The sequence below is a fragment of the Streptomyces lacrimifluminis genome, assembly GCF_014646095.1.
Taxonomy (GTDB): Bacteria; Actinomycetota; Actinomycetes; order Streptomycetales; family Streptomycetaceae; genus Streptomyces; species Streptomyces lacrimifluminis.
On sequence record NZ_BMMU01000010.1, the window covers coordinates 145894 to 165628 of the forward strand.

A 19735-nucleotide genomic window follows, 5' to 3' on the forward strand; every position below is an offset into this window, starting at 1 on the left:
TCCGTAAAGGAACCCAGTGCTGGAGGACCTATGCACGGGCCCACTCCGCCCCTGCCGTTGCCCACCGACCAGCTGCAGTTCGCGATGCCCCCGATGTACGAGTCGCTCGACGACGAGCGCAGGCACCGCAAGGAACGGCTGGCCGGGGCGATCAGGCTGTTCGGACGGTTCGGCTTCGAGGACGGTGTCTCGGGGCACATCACGGCGCGCGACCCCGAGTACAGCAACTGCTTCTGGGTGAACCCCTTCGGGATGCCCTTCAAGCACGTCACCGTGAGCGACCTCGTCATGGCCAACCAGGACGGCCAGGTCATCGAGGGCCGCTACCACATCAACCAGGCGGCCTTCACCGTGCACGCCCAGGTGCACGCGGCCCGCCCGGACGTCGTCGCCGTGGCCCACTGCCACTCGGTGCACGGCCGTGCCCTCTCCGCCCTCGGCGACCTCCTCGACCCGATCACCCAGGAGAGCTGCGCCTTCTACGAGGACCACGCGCTCTACGACGCCTACACGGGCGTCGCCGTGGACGCCGACGAGGGCCGGCGGATCGCGTCCGCGCTGGGCTCCCGCAAGGCCCTCGTGCTGCGCAACCACGGGCTGCTCACGGTGGGCGACTCGGTGGACGCGGCGGCCTGGTGGTTCCTGTCGATGGAACGGTCGAGTCAGGTCCAGCTGACGGCGCGTGCGGCGGGCCGCCCCATCCTGATCGACCACAAGCAGGCCGTCTCGACGCGTGAGCAGCTCGGCGGCGACCTCGTCGCGTGGATCAACTACCAGCCCCTGTGGCGGGACATCAGCGGGAGCGAGCCGGATCTGCTGGGTTAGCGGTCCTGGGGGAACGGGCAACCCCGGGTGGGGCGGAAACCCCGGGTGGGCCGGAAACCCCGGGTGGGCCGGGAACCCCGGGTGGGCCGGGAACCCCGGGTGGGGCGGAAACCCCGGGTGGGGCGGAAACCCCGGGTGGGTCAGAAGCCCCGTAGGACGGCGGCCTTGGTGGTCGCGAACTCCTCGTCCGTGAGCACTCCCTCGCGGTGCAGCTCGCCCAACTCCCGGAGCCTGCGCAGGAGTACGTCGTGATGGTCGGACCGGGGCGGGATCGCGGGCGTGAGCCGGGGCCGCTCCACGTAGTCGACCGCTCGGGTGGAGGGGTGCGGCAGACGAGCGGTGACCGCGGTCGCCACGAGTGCCGTGAGCAGGTCGCGACGGGTGCTGCCCCACAGGTCGAGGGCGTAGGGGTCCTTCTCGGGCGGCAGTTTGGAGAACACCGTCTCGCGGGTCACGAAGCGCATGAAGCCGTCCTCGTAGCCGGAGTTGGGCAGCCAGTCGACCTGGACGAGATCGTGGAGGGAGATGATGCGCGGGCCGGTAGCCCGCTTGACCCGGTCCGAGGTGTCGGACCAGTCGATACGGACCTGCGTACCGTCGAACGACACCATGCCGTCGCTGGACCGCACCGACACCGGCACGGGCGGGCCCGGGAGCAGATACGCCTTCGCCGCTTCCTCGGGGACCTGGTCGAGGAGCAGGGCGTGCCGGATCTCCTCGGCGATGTACTCGGCGACTCCGGACCGGTCGATGTCCACAGTCAGCCGGTACGGGTCGGCAGCGTCCGGCAGCCGTCCGCCGGTCGCGTGGAGCAGCGGGTCGGCGCCCTCGCGGAGCCGGAGCCGCAGCCGCCCACGCTTGCGTTCGGGTGTGTAGACGATGCCCGAGACGGCCTCCAGGGGCACGGCCACCTCGCCGTACGTCTGCCGGAACAGCGGCACGGAACGGTGGAGCCCCGGCGTGATCCTGACCGTGCTGCCGTCGAAGGCCCAGGTCCCGTCGCGCTGGATGATCTCGGCCATACGTGAATTCTCGCAGCCGGGTCAACACGGGGGTCGGGGATTCACTCGCCTTTTCCGCTGCCGGGGCGGACCTGCCGCACACGACGGGTGTTAGGTAGGGCACAATTCGCTCTCGTCGTGGGGGAGTTGCGCGAGCCGGATTTCGGGCTCCAGAAGTCCCGGTGTGCCCCGGTTTGATCCGGTGTGTTTTCCGGTGTGTTGATGTCCTGGTTCGTGATGTGTCGTGTCGGGTGTGGGGAAGGCGGGCGTCGGGCGTGGCGGTGCAGGAGGCGAGACAAGGTGTGCTGCCCGGGGAGCACGGGGGCGGCTGCACCTGCGGGGACTGCCCGCACGGGGCGCGCACGGGACACCGGCGTGCGGTCGCCGAGTTCCTGCTCATGCGGGACGGGTTCGCCGCCGGGCAGGGGCTGCCGGCCGCGGTGGCGCATTCCGCCTCGGCCTCCCGCCAGTGGGTCTCGGACGAACTGACCCAGTCCGCGGCGGTCGTCGCCGAGCGCGGCCGGGCAGAGGGCGAGGTGTGGCTCGCCCGGCTGTGGCGCCGTACGGCGTTCACCGTGTGGGTGCTGATCGGAGTCCTGCTGCTCGTGCAGGCGCTCACCGCCATCGGGGCGGGCTGGACCGCCGCCCGGACGGCCGGACTGGTGGCCGCCGTACTCGTCGGCAGTGCGCTGACCGCCGCGTCCTGGTTCCACCGGGCGCGGGGCGGGGCGCTCGCGCCCCTCATCGGCGAGGACAACCGCCTGTCGACCTCCCGCGTGGTGGCGGCCGGCTGGGTGCTGTTCCTGGCGTACGCCGTGCTCGTGCTGGTGGGCCGGCTGGCGGCTGCCTCCGGCCACGAGGAGCGCGACGCGCTGATCGCCGGCCTCGACCTCGCCCGGGGTGCGGGCGTCGTGACCGTCCTCGCGGTGGTGTGCGCCATCGCGGTACTCGTGCGCAGGGTGGTCGGCCTGCGCGTCCTCGGCCAACGCCTGCAGAAGGTGCGCGCGGACCGCCCCCGCGCGGCCGACCTCCTGACGGACGACGCGGGCCGCGGCACCTTCGCGGACATCCAGTACGTGATGATCGGCACGGTCGCTCTCCTGTTCGCGGTCGTTCGGCTGGCCCGGCGCCCTGATCAGCTGCCGGACCTTCCGTGGGGGCTGGCGGTGGTGGTGCTGGTGTCGGCGGCGACCTATGTGGCCGGCAAGTACTCGGAGGGCGGCCGGCCGGTGATCCTGTCGGTCGTCCGGTCCCGGGAGGCGGGCGACCTGGACGGCCCGATCCGCACCGGCGACGACATCGAGATCCGCGGCGCCGGCTTCGTGCCCCCGGGTGCGGGCACCGCCGACCGGCTGTCCCGCATGGTCGTCCGCATCGGCCCGGTCCACGTCCACGTCCCCCTGGTTCCGGTACCCGGCGGCTTCAGCAACCCCCGCGACGAGGTACTCACGGTGCCGGTACCGGCGGATGTGGAGCCCGGCCGGGTGGAGGTGCAGGTGGTGACCGCGGCGGGCGTGGAGACGAACCGGTGCGTGATCGATGTGACGGACTGAGGGTCTGACCTCCTGACGCTGGTTGCTCACGAACGTCCGGGTGGGTGCGGGCGCTTCCCTGCGGGCTGACGCCCCCGGTCCCTTCCCTGCCGGGGCAGGGCGCCTCCCGGCACGAGCGCCGCCAGGCCATCTCTTCCGCCGTGCCGGGCACCGCATGTGCGTGGCGGAAAATTGCCGTGCCGGAGGTGAGCGAGGTCACGTTGTCGTGCGTATCGTCTGTTGAGGGGTCAACGTTGGCAGGCGAGAGGCGGCTAAGGCCGATGGCTCACAGCACTCGAACGGACTCGCACTCTCCTTATCTCGACGGCGACCGGGACTGGCGGGACACCGCCACTCGTTACGCCCTGCTGCCCCTACGCGTCTTCCTCGGTGTCACCTTCATCTACGCCGGCCTGGACAAACTCACCGACAGCTCCTTCTTCGCCAACTCAGGATCAGGCTCCGTCGGTGACCTGATGCGCACGGTCCGCGACTCCTCCGCGATCCCGGCCCTGGTGGACCTCGCCCTCAAGAACCCCGTCGGCTTCGGCTACGCCATCGCCTTGGGTGAGCTTGCCGTCGGCATCGGCACGCTGCTGGGGCTGCTGGCCCGGCTGGCGGCGGTCGGCGGTGCGCTGATCTCGCTCAGCCTCTGGCTGACCGTGAGCTGGGCCTCCGATCCGTACTACTACGGCAACGATCTGCCGTACCTGTTTTGCTGGGTACCTCTGATGCTGGCTGGGGCTTCCGTCTGGTCATTGGATGCCTGGTTCAGGGGTCGACGGCGGGGCCGGGGCCAGTCGGGGGCCTGGAGGTAAGTCAGAGCTTCTCCTGGTCGGGCAGGTGCCGGTACAGGGTCGCCCTGGACACTCCCAGAGCCTTGGCTATGGCGCTGACGCTCTCGCCCTTGGCTTTCCTTGCCGTGGCCACGGTGAGGAGATCATCAGTGATGACCGTGGGGCGTCCTCCGGTGCGCCCCTGTGCCTTGGCCGCTTCCAGTCCGGCCTTGGTCCTGTCCTTGATGAGGGAGCGCTCGAACTCCGCCATGGCGGCGATGATCTGGAAGAAGAGACGGCCGTCGGCGGAGGTCGTGTCCACGGCGCTGAGAGCCCCCGTCAGTACCTTGAAGCCGATGCCACGGCCCCTCAGGCCGTCCACGATGCTCACAAGGTCGATGAGGGACCTGCCAAGCCTGTCGAGCTTCCAGACAACGAGGGTGTCTCCTGCCCTCAGGTAGTCGAGTACGGCTGTAAGTTCAGGGCGATCGGTGTTCTTGCCGGATGCCTTGTCTTCGAAGATCCGAGAGCATCCCGCATCAGTGAGGGCATCCCTTTGAAGTTGTGCCTCCTGGTCGTCGGTTGACACTCGGGCGTAGCCGATGAGGTGGCCGGTGGTAGGCGTCGTCACATGCCCAACGTCTCACAACTCGTCTCAAAACAGCAAGTGATCCGAGGTGGTTGTGAGACGGGTTTTGGACACCCCTGTGGAACCCTGGGGGGTCTTGTTGGGTGCTGTCTCGTAAACCAAGGTTTCTGAGACACGACCTGCGGCATGCACCCGGGGGTAGTGAGGGCGGGTTTCCCTGGCGTGGACCGCAGGGGCAGGTTCCTTCGATGTTGTACGGGTTTCAGGACTTGCCGCGCTTCGTGCACCGTGTGCACTGACAGGGAGGCCCAGGCCAGGGTCATGAGGGGCTGAAGATCGTCCGCCATGGACACGGTTCGCTCGGGTTCCCAGGTCTTCCCTGAGTCGTGGGAGACGCGCATGGTCATCAAGGGGCGGTCGTCGAAGAGTCCAACCGCTTTCTCGGAGCTCATGAGTTGTGCGCCTCGGCGTGATGCTGGCGCAGCTTGACGTTCGCATCAGAGACGGCGCTGTGGTCGCCTCTCGACCGGGAATTCTTTCGGCGTACGCAGATGTCGAGACAGGCGCTGCATCCTGGAACCGCTCTTGGCTCTGGCGGCAGTTCGGTGAGCCCGTAGCCCTGAGGTTGCTGTGTGCTCGCCATCAGTCCTCCCCGGTTTCGTGACCCATTCATGGTCCACCAGTTGGCGAGCAACGCCGATCAGTATTCCCGTTCCTGACTAAAGATCATCGATAGTGCTCTGCGCACTGCTCAAGCAACTCCCTCGCCTCACCTCCGAGTAGAGCGTGACGCTCGAACGAGGTAAAGACGGCAAGATACTCAGAGATGTCGCGGGGATCACGAAAGACCATGCGGCCAGTGAAGTTCTCGACCGTGGCCAACCGGTCGTCATAGACGGTGAAGGTGTTCATCGGTCCTCGTGGTATCACCGTCCCCATCGGGATAACTCCTATGCGGATGTTGGGAAGGTGGGAGACTGATGTGAGACGGTCAATCTGAACGGCCAGGGCGGAGCGAGGGACGACTGCCCACCTGATTGCCTGTTCCGTGAGGAGAAACGTGAACGTTTTCGTCGTGTCGTAGAGAACGGCCTGACGCTCCAGTTTCCTCGTGATGGTTTTGGAAGGGTCGCCTGGCGTGTGGCTCAGGCTGGCGCGGATGTATTCCGGTGTCGCCAACAGCCCTGTGATCATCGCCGGCAGAAAGTACCGCAGCTCCGTCGCTTCGGACTCCAGTGAGGCCAACTCCGTCTGACGCTTCTCCATCCCTCTGCGCCAGGAAGAGCGCTTGTCCTGCCACTCGGTGTTGGCGATTCGAGCAAGGGCGGTAACCTCTGTAACCAACTCAGGGGGAGTGTCCAGGGCTCGAAGGATCCGTTCGACGTCGACCAGCTTCGGTGTCTTCTTGCCGGTCTCGAACTTGCTGATCTGGCTCTGGGACATGTTGCAGCGCCTTGCGAGCCGATCTCCCGTGAGACCGGCTCGCTTACGCAACTCGCGGAGCTTTTCTGCCAGATCAGTCCTCGACTGCCCTAGCTGCTCGGGCTCGAACGTCACTCGTCAATCGGCTTCTTTCGCGTACTCGAAGAACGGTACGGAGTAGGCCAGAGCTATGCGCTTCCATTCCATATACGGAGCGATGTCTCCAGTGAACAGTTCACGGTTGATCTGTGTCCCGTCCGGGCGGAAGTTGAGGCGCACCACTTGCGTATCGTCGAACATCCACCAGTCGGTTCCCGAGAGCGGCAGACCATAGTCGTCGTCTGTGACATCGAGGATGCGGATATCCTCCCCAGCTTGGATGTTCCCAGGGATTCCCCAAGCGAATTGGTATCGCTGATAGTCCGTCAACGGTCGTCGTACGATCCGTACTCGCCCGATGCTCCGTCCCGATGCCGTGTAGCCGTGAACGCGCTCATGCCAGCGTGAGTTGTGATCGGCAGGCTTGGGTTCCCCCCGAAGGAACCGAGCAACGTTCTCGGTCTCCTTTGGCATGGTGTAGGTGGGCTGAGCCTCGAACCGCCATGCGTCACGTTCGTAGGCGTCGAACGTCCTGCGCCACTCGTCACCATCCAAGAGCACGTACGGCCTCCCTGAGCACTGCTTCGGGGATCTCCACCAGGGCCTCCCCCTCCGGCGGTTGGAAGGCATTGGAGACATCCCCCTGGACCACGATGGAGCCGCCTGCTGTGCGGTAGACGTTCGGGCAGTCGTCGTCATCGCAGTTCGGTCCGTCGAACTTGCCGGTGAGACGGGTCAGTTCCTCACGCGCCATGGTGCCCCCTCGTCTGTGGGCCCCTGTTGGGGCTCTTGCTGATCGACGCTACGTAGCCCGTTGTTCCTCGTCCATGCCAGGACCGAACTATTCCTGATGCGGAATAAATGATCTTCGATCACGTTGTCCTTGTCCTGCCCGGTCCCCTGAGGGACTCTGCTGCCCTCATACGGCGTGATCCCGCTCTCAGCTGCTCAGACTGCCGTCCCAGAATGGCGCAAAGGACACGTACATTATTTATGTGGGGGGTTGTATATACCCCCCTACGAAAAGAGAACTTCTGAGAGTCACTCGTACTAGTGAGCATCCCTCCTCAGGGGGGGTGTCCTCCGGTGTTAGTGAATAGTGAATGGCTCACTTCGGTTTCCAAGGTCCACCTCTCCACCGAAGTCGGTGGTGTTGGAGATTCCCTTGGTGAGGGGATTCAGTCGGATGGTGATTCCTGCCTTTAGTAGGTGACGTGTTCTCTCGACCTCATTTCCTTTGTTCCTCTCCCACATGTGGCGGAAGGTCTCCCCGGTGTCCCGGTACTCGTATCTATCTGGCTTGTCTCCTTCGGCTGCCAGAGAGTCATGTTCCTCATAGAGGGCCGCAATCTCTTCCTCTGTGGCCTTCTTTGCGAATCCCGATGAGTTCTTGCCGCCGGGGCGGAGGGATCTCTGTAGTTCCGATACATACTCTTCGATCTCCCGGAGTCTCTGAGAGTTGTTCGACCCCTTTACGTAGTGGCGCTCATGCATGGGGAAGTCCCCGATGGTTCCGAGGATCATCGTCTCGACGAGCTTCTCCACTTTCTCGGCTCGGAAGGCGTACCCCTTGCCGCAGGAATCCCGATTTGCCGACTTATTGCACCGGTATACAGGCTTTCCTTGTTGTCTCTCCGGGTTGAAGAGGTACAGGTTCTTGCCGCATCCGCCGCAGAGCACAACTCCGCGATAGGCAGTCGTGTTCTTGGTGGAGCGACGGGCGGCACCAGGGCGTCCGTTCATCTCATCCTGGAGCTTCGCCCATTCATCGTCTGTGAGAATGGGGTCTGCCATTCGAATCTTCCCCTCGGAAGTGAGGATGGCTTGCGACACCCCGTACTTCTTTCCGGGAATCTTTACCTCTTCACACTTCCAGCCGAGGATGGTTTCTGACCTCAAAATGTTGGTGATGGTGCGGCTCCGCCATACGGGCATAGGTGTGCCGTTCTTCTTTCGGCGCTCCGACATCCTCTCGCCCGCAGGAGAGGGAACCCCTCTGGTATTGAAGTCATCGCAGATGGTCGAGTAGGGGTCCCCGTCCTCGACTACTCGCTTGTACATCTCCCGAATGATTTTCCGTTGATTCTCCCGGATGCGAAGCCTCATCGCACTGTCGGTGTCACGGAAGGACTCGTAGCCGTAGGGCGGGTTTCCCTTGGCCCATACGTTCTTTGACTTGGTGTAGCTCTGGAACGACTTGACTCGCATGGAGATGTTCTGCGCTTCAGTCTCGGCGATAGCCGCGAACAGGTCGATGATGACGTGCCGGAATGGGCCGATCATGTCGAGCACAGGTTCTTTGACCGAAACCAAGGCCTTGCCGCCGTGTGCAGTCGCCCACTTGATCATGTCCTGCATGTCCACGACCTTGCGGACGAACCGGTCCATCTTCCAGAACAGCAACAGGTCGAACTCTGGAGCCCGATTGTTCAGCCACTCCCCGAGTTCCGGTCTCTGGAAGGGGTGTGACTTGGTGGCGGAGATGTGAGCGTCTCTGGCTACTCCCACCACCTGCCACCCCAGGTGCTGCCTTTCGTTCACGTAGGCCGTGCAGTCCTGGAGCTGCCGCTCCAACGAGGTGGACGCATCGGTCTCGTTGCTGATCCTGAGGGCGATCAGAACACGCACAGCCTTCATGAGCGGTCACCCTACAACAGTGATACGCAAGTGACCTCCCCTACCTGATGGCCTGGCTGCCCCTGATCCTCGCCGGTGCGTCCGTCCTCTCCGTGGACGCCGCCCTGCGGGGACGACGGCGACAGCGGTCCGGGGGATACCGGTAGCAGGTGGTTGAGAGTCGGGGCGGGTGAACGTGTCGACAGCACGACTCGGCAGTAGGCCTCAGCAGTAGGCGGTGTGCCGCGCGCGTGGCCGCGATCTCGTCGCCGATGACCACACTCGGCCAGCCGCACGGCCCGCGCTCCGGGCGGCCAGGGAATCGCCGGCCACTCCCCGCTGGGCTCCGGGCCGCCGGGCCCGCCGGGACCTCCGCCGGGGCCACCCGGCCCGCCGGGCGGGGACCTTGAAGGCGCCCTCGCTGGCCTCGGCGCTCGGCGCCCGAGTTGCACCTCAGTTCGGTATCTCCGGTGGCCTGGACGGTCCTGCCGCCTCCGCCGTCTCCCTGCTTTCCCCGCTTTCCCTCCTCGCTGTTCCGTCCGGTGTGCAGCCGGTGCGTGTCGTCGCGCGGCGAACCCTCGTGCGGCGGCGAATCGCCCCTGTCAGAAGGGCCACCGCGCCTGCCAGGGTCAGGCCGAACACCAGGAGCGGGATCACCGCGAACCAGGGTGTCTCCCAGGCGTCGCCCGCGTCGCCGATGTAGGTGATGCCGGCGACGGTGACGAAGAGGCCCGCGATCAGCTTTCCGGGCTGGAACTCATGACGTGGCACGGGTCACCTCCGCCTGTCCCAGGCCGACTCCGAGGTCGATGTCGATCGTGCCGGCGTTGGTGCCGCCGCTCGCAGGCGACAGCGTGACCTGCTTGTGCTTGCCCGGTGCCACGTCCACGTCCTGTTTGTCGTCGCCGGGCAACTGGATGTCGCCTATGCCCACCTCGATGTCCGCCTCCACCGTCACGTCCTTCGGCACGATCACCTCGACCCGGCCCACGCCCACCTCTACCGCCGTCGTCAGCGTCTGCCCCTTGGCTAGGCGCAGCCCGGTCAGGTCCAACGTGGCGACCCCCGTCCCGAGGTCGTACCTCGGCAGAACGTCTGCCACCGCGGTCGGCGTCCATTGCGTGCGCACCCATTGGGTGCTGACGTCCTTGGGCAGTGCGGCCGAGCCCGCCAGCAGTCCCGCCGTGACGATCGCCAGGAGGACCGAGCCGGCTCCGGTACGGCCGAGGAAAGCGCTGACCGCGATGCCGACGCCGAACACCGTGAGCGCGCAGGCCAAGCCGGTCTGCAGGCTGGTGGCGAATGCCGCCTCGTCCCATTTCACGGCCGTGCCGAGGAAACCGGCGAGCAGGGCGAGCAGGAGGATCCAGCCGCCGATCCAGCGCGGGCCGCGCGGCTTCGGTTGACTGGGCCAGGAGGCCCTTATCCCCGTGTGCGGTCCGCCGTAGTTGCCGTGGGTGATGTTGACCGCCGCGGCGATGTCCCGGTCGCGGGTGTCGTGGGGGCCCCACAGATAGCCCGTGCCGCCGACGTGTGTGCCGTCCTTGACGATGGGGTCGCGCCACCAGGACGGGTAGGCGGACGGGACCGGGGGCGCCTGGGCCTCCGGTGGGGCGTCGGCGACGGCCTGGGCGGCCAGCGGGTCGGGGTCGGGGGCGCCGCGGTTGCGCGACCAGTAGCCGGCGCCCGCGAGGAGGATGGACAGTATGACGGCGAAGGAGAGCACCCCGCCGTTCTTCAGCATGGTCAGGAACACACCGCAGCCGACCAGAGCGAAGAGCACGGCCGTCAGCGCCTGGCCGTCCACACGGCCGGTGAGCAGCTTGCGGACCTCGTTCTCCTCATCGTCCTCGTACGGCACGAACAGCCAGGCGAAGCCGTAGAAGATGAGGCCGATGCCGCCGGTCGCGGAGAGCACCGCGAGCGTGATCCGGAAGATCACCGGGTCCATGTCGCACGTTCGCCCCAGCCCCGCGCACACCCCGCCCAGCACCTTCTGCCGTCGGTCGCGCCGGAACCTGGCCGGCAGCTGCTCGTCGGCTGTGGCAGCCGCGGCAGCTGCCTCGGACGGGTGGGAACTCGCGTGCGGTCCCGCGCCCGCACCTGAATCCGTATCCGCTCGTGTGCCCGTGCCCGTGCCCGTGCCCGTGCCCGTGCCCGCGGACTCGGGAGCGCGCGGTTCCCCTTTCTCCGTGAGCGGGGTTGCCGCGGCGGGTGCGGCATCCTGCGGCCCGGCGCCCGGAGTGGGGCGCGGGCCGGAGCCGGGTCCCGGACCCGTCGCGGCGTGTGCGTGATCTGTCATGCGTCCATGGTGGCGCTTGAGACGGCCCGGCGGCAGTCGGAAGGACCCTGGGCGAACCCTGATTTCGGCCCTGAGAGGGCGCGGGGGCTACGTTCGACGCCAGACGGGTTCGAAGATCAGGGGAGTCTCGGGGGCGGACCCTGATGCCCGGGCGCGGCGGGCGTGTGAACATCGATGGCATGCCGGATGCCGCAGCGTTGCCCCTCGTCGAACCGCGGCCCCCGCGCAAGCTCTACCGCAGCAGCGACGGACGCTGGCTCGGAGGCGTGGCGCGAGGGCTCGCCGGGCATCTCGGGCTGCCCGTGATCTGGCTGCGTCTCATGTTCGTCGGCCTGTTCATGGCCGACGGCCTCGGTGCGCTGCTGTACGCGGCCTTCTGGTTCTTCGTCCCGCTCGGTGTCGGCGGGGTCGAGGCCCAACGGCCTCCGTCCCTGGTCAGCACCGAGACCTCGCCCGATGGTCGCCGCAGACTCGTCGCTCGCAAGCCCGACAAGGGGCAGATCGTCGCCCTGCTCCTCATGGTCGTGGTGGCCATGGTCTTCGTCGGCAACGTGAATCTCGGCGGAGGCGCCAAGGCCTATCTGTTCCCGACCGTGCTGGTCGCCGCCGGCGTCGCCCTGGTCTGGCGCCAGGCTGACAACGCACGGCGGGCCCGCTGGATGGAGGTCGGCAGCCGTCGGCGCACGCTCACCCTCGTCCGAGCCGCGGCCGGGGTCATGCTGGTCACGGCGGGTGTGTCCGGCGTCTTCGTCCTGCAGGGCTCCGCCGCCCACCTCGGCTCGGTCCTGCAGGCAGCGCTCGCGGTGCTGGTCGGGATAGCACTGCTGGCCGGTCCGTATCTCGTCCGTATGACCCAGGACCTCTCCGAGGAGCGCCTGATGCGCATTCGCGCCCAGGAGCGCGCGGAGGTCGCCGCCCATGTGCACGACTCGGTGCTGCACACCCTGACCCTTATCCAGCGCAACGCGGAGAGCGCGAACGAGGTGCGCCGCCTCGCCCGCGCGCAGGAACGAGAACTGCGCAACTGGCTCTACAAACCGGAGGGCACAGGCAAGGAAGAGGACGAGGAACCCGGCACCCTCGCCGAGGCGGTGCGGCGCAACGCGGCCGAGATCGAGGACAAGCACGGTGTCCCGATAGAAGTGGTGGTCGTCGGAGACTGCCCGCTCGACGACAGAACCGGCGCGCAGATGCAGGCCGCGAGGGAAGCGATGGTGAACGCCGCCAAGTACGGTGGCGAGGGCGGCGCGGTACAGGTCTACGCCGAGGTCGAGGGCAGGACGGTCTTCGTATCCGTCCGGGACCGCGGACCCGGCTTCGACCTCGACTCCATACCCGCCGACCGCATGGGCGTCAGAGAATCGATCATCGGCCGCATGGAGCGTAACGGCGGTACGGCGCGACTGCGCGCGGTACCGAGCGGCGGCACTGAGGTCGAGCTGGAGATGGAGAGGGCGGAGAGCACGTCATGAGCGAGGCGCACGGGGACAACAGGCGGACCGGGTCGGCCGGTTCGACGGAGTCGGCCGAACACACAGAGACTGCCGGGCTGGCAGCATCTGCCGAGGCCGCACAGGCCGGTGAGGCTGCCGCAGGCGGCAGCGGCGGTGCTGACGCGGGCGGGCGGCGGGTGCGTGTGGTGCTCGTCGACGACCACCGGATGTTCCGTACGGGTGTTCAGGCCGAGATCGGCCACACCGAGCGGACCGGCGTCGAGGTGATCGGCGAGGCCGCCGACGTCGACCAGGCGGTCACCGTCATCACCGCGACCCGGCCCGAGGTGGTCCTCCTCGACGTCCATCTGCCGGGCGGTGGCGGTGTCGAAGTCCTGCGCCGCTGTGCCTCGTTGATGGCCGACGCGACGCAGCCGGTGCGCTTTCTGGCGCTGTCCGTCTCGGATGCCGCGGAGGACGTCATCGGCGTGATCCGCGGTGGCGCCCGGGGATACGTCACGAAGACGATCACCGGCACGGACCTCGTCGACTCCGTCTTCCGAGTCCAGGACGGCGACGCGGTGTTCTCGCCGCGCCTCGCCGGATTCGTCCTGGACGCGTTCGCGTCCACGGACGCCCCGCCGGTGGACGAGGACCTCGACCGCCTCACCCAGCGCGAGCGCGAGGTGCTGCGGCTGATCGCCAGGGGGTACGCGTACAAGGAGATCGCCAAGCAGCTCTTCATCTCCGTGAAGACGGTGGAGTCGCATGTGTCGGCGGTCCTCAGGAAGCTCCAGCTGTCGAACCGGCACGAGCTGACGCGGTGGGCAACGGCACGGCGCCTCGTCTAACCGGGTCCGCCTGGTCTCACACCACCCTCGTGGCTCCCGCGAACGGCATCTCGTCCAGAGGTGCCACCCGTACCGGTGCCGACGGGTTCGGGGCGTGGATCATCTGGCCGCGGCCCACGTACATGCCCACATGACTGATGCCCGAGTAGAAGAACACCAGGTCGCCGGGGAGGAGTTCGGACCGTGAGACACGCTGGCCGGCGTTGATCTGGGCGTAGGTGGTGCGGGGCAGGGAGATCCCCGCGGAGCGGTAGGCGGCCTGGATGAGGCCCGAGCAGTCGAAGGCGTCCGGCCCGGTGGCACCCCACACGTAAGGGCTGCCGAGCTTCTGGTAGGCGTAGGAAACGGCAGCCGACGCACGCGAGTTGGGGGCCTCGGCCACTCCGGAGGTCCCGGAAGCCCCGGGCGCCCCAGCGACTCCGGGTGCCCCCGACGGCCCCAGACCGTCCCGCGCACTCCCCGACGACCGTGAAGCATGCTCCCCGCCCCAGCCTCCGCCGCCACTGCCGTCCTCCGCCGCGAGCCGGGCACGCTCCTCCGCGCTGAGGCGGGACAGCAGTTGACGGGCCTCGCCCAGCTTGCCGTTCACGGTCTTCTTGTGGCGGTTCAGCTCGGCCTGGCGAGCCTTGAGGGAGGTCAGTTCGACGTGGGCGGCGCCGCGCAGCTGCTCGATCTCCCGCAGCTGCTCGCGTACTTGGGCAACGTCCGACGCCTGTCTGGTGCCCGCCCGTTCGGCGAACGCGGCGCCGTCCAGATAGCCGTCGGGGTCCTCGGAGAGGGCGAGTTGCAGAGCGGGGTCGAGCCCGCCGGAGCGGTACTGCGCCGCGGCCATCGAACCCAGCGCCTCCCGCGCCGAGTTGAGCCGGTCCTCCTTGCGCGCAGCCTCGTCCCGCAGGGTGCCCAGCCGCCGCTCCGCCCGCTCGGCCTTCTCCTTCGAACCGTTGTACTTCTCGGTGGCGACCTCCGCCTCCTCGTACAGCTTGTGCACCTTGGCCTCGACCTGCGCGGGGGTCAGTTGTGGCTCGGCGTACCCGATGCCGTCGAAGCCCGTCGCCGTCGCCGCGCCCGCGAGGGCGATCGTCGCGGCGGTGCGGGCCGTATTGCCGTTGAGCGAGCGCTGTCGGGGCTTGCGGTGCGCTGCCACCGGGGCGTCACGTCCTTTCGTACGACCGCCACTGCGACTACCGCCGACGGTTGCCTGGGAAGCGGACCCAGGAGGGCGGTTGCGCGTCCGGCGACGGCTCGCACAGGGGGAGCGGTCCGCCGCCGGACTTTCTCGGCGGTGGTGTCCGACTGCCGCCCCTGGCCCGGGCGGCGGTGGGGAGCCGGGCACCTGGGGGAGGACGCTAAACCTGAGTGGGGCGTGGGGGTAACGCCATGTACGGAACTGGCGTGAGCCGACCGCCGGGTGACCGCATGCGACCGTGATCCCGTTCCGGCGCCGCCGACTTCACGCAGACGGCTGATCAATGCGGGGGTTCACGGGGCACGTGGGGGTGACACGGTGCTATGGGGTGCATATATGCGGGGTCTCAGCGCGCCGCGCAAACGCCTCGCGAACGCGGGTACACCCGGCCCGGTGTCGTACGGCGTGGGCGGCGCTGACTAGGCTCCGGGCTCATGGACGTACTCATCCATCTCCTCGTCGCTCTGCACATCATCGGCATCGCCTCCCTCCTGGGCGGGTTTCTCACCCAGCTGAAGGCGATGGGGCAGGGCACGGCCCGCTTCGTGCCCGCGATGCTGCACGGCGCGTTCACCATGCTGGTCACCGGTGTCGCACTGGTGGGCCTCAACCAGGCCGACGACCAGCCGGTCAACAACGTCAAGATCGGGGTGAAGCTGGCCCTGCTGATCGTGATCCTCGGCCTCGTCTACGTGAAGCGGGACGACGAGACCGTGGACAGGCGGCTGTTCGGCCTGGTGGGTCTGTTCACCATGGTGAACATCTTCATCGCCGTGCTCTGGACCTGACCGACGGGATCTCGCGTCCGCCGTGCGTCAGGCCGGGCGCACCACGCTGTGGACCGCCGACTCGCCGTCGTAGAAGATCGACTCCTCGCGGACGTACGCCCCCGGCTTCGGGGCGTGGATCATCATGCCGTTGCCGATGTACAGGCCGACGTGGCTGATGTCGTCGTAGAAGAAGACCAGGTCACCGGGCTGGATGGCGGAGAGCGAGAGCGTCGTGCCCGCGTTCACCTGGTCGTAGGTGGTGCGGGGGAGGGTGACGCCGGCGGCCCTCCACGCGGCCTGGGTGAGGCTTGAGCAGTCGTACGAGTCCGGGCCTGTCGCACCCCAGACGTAGGGCTTGCCGACCTGTGCGCGTGCGAAGGCAAGGGCCTTCTCGGCCGTGGTGGCGTACGAGGAGTCGGGGACCGTCGTCGACGTGTCCGGAGCGGTGCTGCCCGTCGACTGCTTCGCCGCTGCCGCGTCCTGCCGGCGTTGCTGCTCGGCCGCCTGTTGCTGCTGGGCGAGTACCTGCGCCTGGCGGCGGGCCTCCGCCTGCTTCTTCCGCTCGATCGCCGCGAGCCGCAGCTTCTCCTCGGCGGTGAGGCGGGAGAGCAGGTGGCGGGCCTGCACGAGCTTCGTCTGGACGGCGGTCTTGGTCGTCTGCAGCTCGCCCTGGGACTCCGTGAGCGATTCGAGGCTCGCGGTGGCCTGCTGGCGCTTCTGCGTCGTCTCGGCCCGCTGTGTGAGGTAGTCGTCGACAGCGTCCTTCTGGCGGGCGGTCAGGCGTTCCATCAGCTGGTTCTGGTCGAAGTAGTCCTGCGGGTCGTCCGCGAGCAGGAACGTCGTCGTCGTGTCGGGGGTGGCGGATCCGGTGCGGTACTGGGCCGCGGCCAAGGAACCCAGCTCCTCGCGCGCGTCGTTGAGCTTCTGGGTGCGCTGGGCCACGTCGTCCATCAGGGCGTCGACCCGCCCCCGCTGCTGGGAGGTCTTCTCCTTGGCGGCGTTGTACTTGTCGGTGGCCGACTCGGCCTGGCGGTACAGGTCGCCGATCTTCGCCTCGACCTCCTCCATGCTCGGCTCGTCGTCGGAGGAGGGCACCGGGGGCGTGGAGGGGGTCGGGGGCGCGGCGTTGGCGGTCTGGGACAGCAGGGCCACGGAGGCCAGGGCCGCCGTGGCGAAGGCGGGGGTCCGTATGCCTGCTACGCGCGTTCCCGTAGGACGCGACTTGCGGTGCGACGACGCCAAGGGAGGCGACTCCTTCCACGTTCCGCCTACCGGGTTAGCTGTCGGGTTCGGGCGGGTGGTTCGGAAGGGTTGCCCTACGGTCCTTGCCCTGGAAGGCAGTCGGACCGATTCACCCCAGGTTTTCGGTGGGTCCCCGGCTCCTGCCGCACGGGGCGGCACGATCGGACTCGGCGGAGGCCGCGCGGCCCGGCGATGTTCGCCGGAGAGGGTCGTACGGCCTTACGGCACGCTAACCAACAGGTGTGGCTTCTGTGAAGGTTGATGACCGCTATGCCCGATACGTATATGTGACCTCGGTCCTAAACATGGCTCTGGGTAGTTGACCGAGGGTGTTATTTAGTGGTACGCGGTGATGTGGTTGATTTGATCCAGTTTGGGTTGGCCGTCCGCGCAAGTCTGCTCGTCCGGTGCGGAAACCAGGGGATGTTTTCGGGGTGGCGGCGGGTTGTCAGTGGGGGCGCCTAGACTCGGAGAGCGATGAGCAGCCTCTTTGACGACAGCTTCCTGGCGGACCTCCAGGGCCCTCGGGCCCGCGAGGAGGAACCCCCGCCGCCGCCCGAGGACGAGCAGGTACCGGAGCCCGTTCCGGACGACCTGTTCGGCGGGAAGTTCGACGCGCCGCCGGATCGGGACGCGTACTACCGCGACGGCGCCCCCCGCCCGGTGGTGGACCCGGCCGCGCTCCTGGACGGGCTGAACGAGAACCAGCGTGCGGCCGTCGTGCACGCCGACACCCCTCTGCTTATCGTGGCGGGCGCCGGCTCCGGCAAGACGCGCGTGCTCACGCACCGCATCGCGTATCTGCTCGGTGAGCGGGGCGTCCACCCCGGCCAGATCCTCGCGATCACCTTCACCAACAAGGCCGCCGGCGAGATGAAGGAGCGCGTCGAGCAGCTCGTCGGCCCGCGCGCGAACGCGATGTGGGTGATGACGTTCCACAGCGCGTGCGTGCGGATTCTCCGGCGGGAGAGCAAGCGGCTCGGCTTCACCTCCTCCTTCTCCATCTACGACGCCGCCGACAGCAAGCGGCTGATGGCGCTCGTCTGCCGCGATCTGGACCTGGACCCCAAGCGCTTCCCGCCCAAGTCCTTCAGCGCGAAGATCTCCAACCTGAAGAACGAGCTGATCGACGAGGAGGACTTCGCCGCCCAGGCGAGCGACGGTTTCGAGAAGACCCTCGCCCAGGCGTACGCGATGTACCAGTCGCGGCTGCGTGAGGCCAACGCGCTCGACTTCGACGACCTGATCATGACGACGGTCAACCTGCTGCGCGCCTTCCCGGACGTCGCCGAGCACTACCGGCGCCGCTTCCGGCACGTCCTCGTCGACGAGTACCAGGACACCAACCACGCCCAGTACGCGCTCGTACGGGAACTCGTCGGCACCGCCGAACACACCGGCGACGACGCCGACGTACCGCCCAGCGAGTACGACCTGCCGCCCGCCGAGCTGTGCGTCGTGGGTGACGCCGACCAGTCGATCTACGCCTTCCGGGGCGCGACGATCCGCAACATCCTCCAGTTCGAGGAGGACTACGCGGACGCGACGACGATCCTCCTCGAACAGAACTACCGCTCCACGCAGACGATCCTGAGCGCCGCCAACGCGGTCATCGAGCGCAACGAGTCCCGCCGTCCCAAGAACCTGTGGACCAACGCGGGCGCGGGCGCGCGCATCACCGGCTATGTCGCCGACACGGAGCACGACGAGGCGCAGTTCGTCGCCGAGGAGATAGACCGGCTGACGGACGCGGGCGACGCGAAGGCGGGCGACGTCGCCGTCTTCTACCGGACGAACGCCCAGTCCCGTGTCTTCGAGGAGATCTTCATCCGCGTCGGCCTGCCCTACAAGGTCGTCGGCGGCGTGCGCTTCTACGAGCGCAAGGAGGTCCGGGACGTTCTGGCCTACCTGCGCGTCCTCGCCAACCCGGAGGACTCGGTGCCGCTGCGCCGCATCCTCAACGTCCCCAAGCGTGGCATCGGCGACCGCGCGGAGGCGATGATCGATGCCCTGTCCCAGCGCGAGAGGATCAGCTTCCCGCAGGCGCTGAAGCGCGTGGACGAGGCGTACGGAATGGCTTCGCGGTCGACCAACGCCGTCAAGCGGTTCAACACGCTGATGGAGGACCTGAGGACGATCGTGGAGTCGGGTGCGGGCCCGGCGACCGTCCTCGAAGCGGTCCTCGAACGCACGGGCTATCTCGCCGAGTTGCAGGCATCGACCGACCCGCAGGACGAGACCCGGATCGAGAACCTCCAGGAACTCGCCGCGGTCGCCCTGGAGTTCGAGCAGGAGTCGGCGGCGGCCGGGGAAGCGGGCGAGGCCGACCAGCCCGCGGAGGGCGAGGCGCCGGCGGCCCCGGCCGGGCTCGCCGCGTTCCTGGAGCGGGTCGCCCTGGTCGCCGACTCCGACCAGATCCCCGACGAGGACGACGACGGCTCCGGAGTCATCACTCTGATGACCCTGCACACGGCCAAGGGCCTTGAGTTTCCCGTGGTGTTCCTGACCGGCATGGAGGACGGCGTCTTCCCGCACATGCGTGCCCTCGGCCAGGCCAAGGAACTGGAGGAGGAGCGGCGGCTCGCGTACGTCGGCATCACGCGCGCGCGTGAACGGCTGTATCTGACACGGTCGTCGCTGCGCAGTGCGTGGGGGCAGCCGTCGTACAACCCGCCCTCGCGTTTCCTGGAGGAGATCCCGGCGGCCCATCTGGAGTGGAAGCGCACGGGCGCGGTGGCTCCGGCGACGTCCTCGGGGGCCGCCTCCGGGGTGTCGTCGTCGTTCTCGTCGTCGCGCTCGCGCTCCGCGGCCTCGGGCGCGTCCGGTTTCGCCACGCGCCGGGGCGGTGCCGAGAAGCCGGTCGTCGCGCTGGCGGTGGGGGACCGGGTCACCCACGACCAGTTCGGGCTGGGGACCGTGGTGGGCGTGAAGGGCACGGGCTCGAACGCCGAGGCGACGGTCGACTTCGGCGAGGACAAGCCCAAGCGGCTGCTGTTGCGCTACGCGCCGGTGGAGAAGTTGTGAGGGGACACCCGGGCATCGTCGAGATGCCCGGGCCACGCCGGTAACCAGGTACGGGAAAGGGACCGGG

General features: G+C 67.8%; 17 protein-coding genes and 1 riboswitch. Of the genes, 7 read left to right on the plus strand and 10 right to left on the minus strand.

The annotated features are described in order from the left end of the window. The first annotated feature begins 30 nt into the window (after positions 1–30). Positions 31–825, plus strand: coding sequence for a class II aldolase/adducin family protein (locus IEY89_RS17335; protein WP_189148310.1), 795 nt, complete (start codon positions 31–33; stop codon positions 823–825). A gap of 140 nt (positions 826–965) precedes the next feature. Here IEY89_RS17335 and IEY89_RS17340 read toward each other — a convergent pair whose 3' ends face one another. Beyond that, positions 966–1847, minus strand: a complete 882-nt coding sequence (locus IEY89_RS17340) for a DUF4429 domain-containing protein (RefSeq protein ID WP_189148311.1) — start codon at positions 1845–1847, stop codon at positions 966–968. Between the two features lie 254 nt (positions 1848–2101). On the opposite strand from IEY89_RS17340, the gene IEY89_RS17345 reads away from it, so the two are divergent. Together IEY89_RS17345 and IEY89_RS17350 are read left to right on the plus strand one after the other, a co-directional pair. Next, positions 2102–3379, plus strand: a complete 1278-nt coding sequence (locus tag IEY89_RS17345; protein ID WP_189148312.1) for a hypothetical protein — start codon at positions 2102–2104, stop codon at positions 3377–3379. A 260-nt stretch (positions 3380–3639) separates the two neighbouring features. Next, on the plus strand, positions 3640–4176 hold the full coding sequence (locus IEY89_RS17350) for a DoxX family membrane protein (RefSeq protein WP_189148313.1): 537 nt from the start codon (positions 3640–3642) through the stop codon (positions 4174–4176). A gap of 1 nt (position 4177) precedes the next feature. On the opposite strand, the gene IEY89_RS17355 is transcribed toward IEY89_RS17350, so the two are convergent. From IEY89_RS17355 to IEY89_RS17385, 7 genes are all read right to left on the minus strand, one after another. Next, positions 4178–4765 carry a recombinase family protein gene (locus IEY89_RS17355; RefSeq protein ID WP_189148314.1) on the minus strand — a complete coding sequence of 196 codons (588 nt, stop codon included), beginning with the start codon at positions 4763–4765 and terminating at the stop codon, positions 4178–4180. 684 nt (positions 4766–5449) lie between these two features. Then, positions 5450–6280 carry a helix-turn-helix domain-containing protein gene (locus tag IEY89_RS17360; RefSeq protein ID WP_189148315.1) on the minus strand — a complete coding sequence of 277 codons (831 nt, stop codon included), beginning with the start codon at positions 6278–6280 and terminating at the stop codon, positions 5450–5452. Between the two features lie 3 nt (positions 6281–6283). Continuing rightward, positions 6284–6805: a DUF6879 family protein gene (locus IEY89_RS17365; protein ID WP_189148316.1), complete on the minus strand. Its 522-nt coding sequence runs from the start codon at positions 6803–6805 to the stop codon at positions 6284–6286. Beyond that, complete coding sequence (locus IEY89_RS17370) at positions 6789–6998, minus strand: hypothetical protein (RefSeq protein ID WP_189148317.1); 210 nt, start codon at positions 6996–6998, stop codon at positions 6789–6791. The genes IEY89_RS17365 and IEY89_RS17370 overlap by 17 nt, the downstream gene beginning before the upstream one ends. Positions 6999–7333: 335 nt before the next feature. Further along, positions 7334–8881, minus strand: coding sequence for a recombinase family protein (locus IEY89_RS17375; RefSeq protein ID WP_189148318.1), 1548 nt, complete (start codon positions 8879–8881; stop codon positions 7334–7336). A gap of 432 nt (positions 8882–9313) precedes the next feature. Further along, on the minus strand, positions 9314–9631 hold the full coding sequence (locus tag IEY89_RS40670; protein ID WP_229695271.1) for a hypothetical protein: 318 nt from the start codon (positions 9629–9631) through the stop codon (positions 9314–9316). Continuing rightward, the gene (locus tag IEY89_RS17385; RefSeq protein ID WP_189148319.1) at positions 9618–11162 is read right to left on the minus strand and encodes a PspC domain-containing protein; all 1545 of its coding nucleotides are present in this window, start codon (positions 11160–11162) and stop codon (positions 9618–9620) included. The genes IEY89_RS40670 and IEY89_RS17385 overlap by 14 nt, the downstream gene beginning before the upstream one ends. A gap of 179 nt (positions 11163–11341) precedes the next feature. Between IEY89_RS17385 and IEY89_RS17390 the strand changes: the two genes are divergently transcribed. Both IEY89_RS17390 and IEY89_RS17395 read left to right on the plus strand, forming a co-directional pair. Continuing rightward, on the plus strand, positions 11342–12634 hold the full coding sequence (locus IEY89_RS17390) for an ATP-binding protein (RefSeq protein WP_189148320.1): 1293 nt from the start codon (positions 11342–11344) through the stop codon (positions 12632–12634). After that, positions 12631–13446: a LuxR C-terminal-related transcriptional regulator gene (locus tag IEY89_RS17395; protein WP_189148321.1), complete on the plus strand. Its 816-nt coding sequence runs from the start codon at positions 12631–12633 to the stop codon at positions 13444–13446. Before IEY89_RS17390 ends, IEY89_RS17395 begins: the two co-directional genes overlap by 4 nt. A 16-nt stretch (positions 13447–13462) precedes the next feature. Here IEY89_RS17395 and IEY89_RS17400 read toward each other — a convergent pair whose 3' ends face one another. Then, on the minus strand, positions 13463–14590 hold the full coding sequence (locus tag IEY89_RS17400; RefSeq protein ID WP_189148322.1) for a C40 family peptidase: 1128 nt from the start codon (positions 14588–14590) through the stop codon (positions 13463–13465). A gap of 476 nt (positions 14591–15066) precedes the next feature. Between IEY89_RS17400 and IEY89_RS17405 the strand changes: the two genes are divergently transcribed. Beyond that, positions 15067–15420 carry a hypothetical protein gene (locus IEY89_RS17405; protein WP_189148323.1) on the plus strand — a complete coding sequence of 118 codons (354 nt, stop codon included), beginning with the start codon at positions 15067–15069 and terminating at the stop codon, positions 15418–15420. Between the two features lie 27 nt (positions 15421–15447). On the opposite strand, the gene IEY89_RS17410 is transcribed toward IEY89_RS17405, so the two are convergent. Further along, on the minus strand, positions 15448–16644 hold the full coding sequence (locus tag IEY89_RS17410) for a C40 family peptidase (RefSeq protein WP_189148324.1): 1197 nt from the start codon (positions 16642–16644) through the stop codon (positions 15448–15450). Positions 16645–16652: 8 nt separating this feature from the next. Beyond that, a riboswitch (cyclic di-AMP (ydaO/yuaA leader) is annotated at positions 16653–16812 on the minus strand. Positions 16813–17121: 309 nt separating this feature from the next. On the opposite strand from IEY89_RS17410, the gene pcrA reads away from it, so the two are divergent. Continuing rightward, positions 17122–19668, plus strand: a complete 2547-nt coding sequence (gene pcrA / locus IEY89_RS17415) for a DNA helicase PcrA (protein WP_189148325.1) — start codon at positions 17122–17124, stop codon at positions 19666–19668. Positions 19669–19735 lie beyond the last annotated feature (67 nt).

Bases quoted from the DNA above. Each gene is read 5' to 3' on its own strand.
- IEY89_RS17390 (WP_189148320.1), top strand. From the start codon at position 11,342: ATGCCGGATGCCGCAGCGTTGCCCCTCGTCGAACCGCGGCCCCCGCGC.
- IEY89_RS17335 (WP_189148310.1), top strand. From the start codon at position 31: ATGCACGGGCCCACTCCGCCCCTGCCGTTGCCCACCGACCAGCTGCAG.
- IEY89_RS17405 (WP_189148323.1), top strand. From the start codon at position 15,067: ATGGACGTACTCATCCATCTCCTCGTCGCTCTGCACATCATCGGCATC.
- IEY89_RS17370 (WP_189148317.1), bottom strand. From the start codon at position 6,998: ATGGCGCGTGAGGAACTGACCCGTCTCACCGGCAAGTTCGACGGACCG.
- IEY89_RS17385 (WP_189148319.1), bottom strand. From the start codon at position 11,162: ATGACAGATCACGCACACGCCGCGACGGGTCCGGGACCCGGCTCCGGC.
- IEY89_RS17395 (WP_189148321.1), top strand. From the start codon at position 12,631: ATGAGCGAGGCGCACGGGGACAACAGGCGGACCGGGTCGGCCGGTTCG.
- IEY89_RS17340 (WP_189148311.1), bottom strand. From the start codon at position 1,847: ATGGCCGAGATCATCCAGCGCGACGGGACCTGGGCCTTCGACGGCAGC.
- IEY89_RS17350 (WP_189148313.1), top strand. From the start codon at position 3,640: ATGGCTCACAGCACTCGAACGGACTCGCACTCTCCTTATCTCGACGGC.
- IEY89_RS17375 (WP_189148318.1), bottom strand. From the start codon at position 8,881: ATGAAGGCTGTGCGTGTTCTGATCGCCCTCAGGATCAGCAACGAGACC.
- pcrA (WP_189148325.1), top strand. From the start codon at position 17,122: ATGAGCAGCCTCTTTGACGACAGCTTCCTGGCGGACCTCCAGGGCCCT.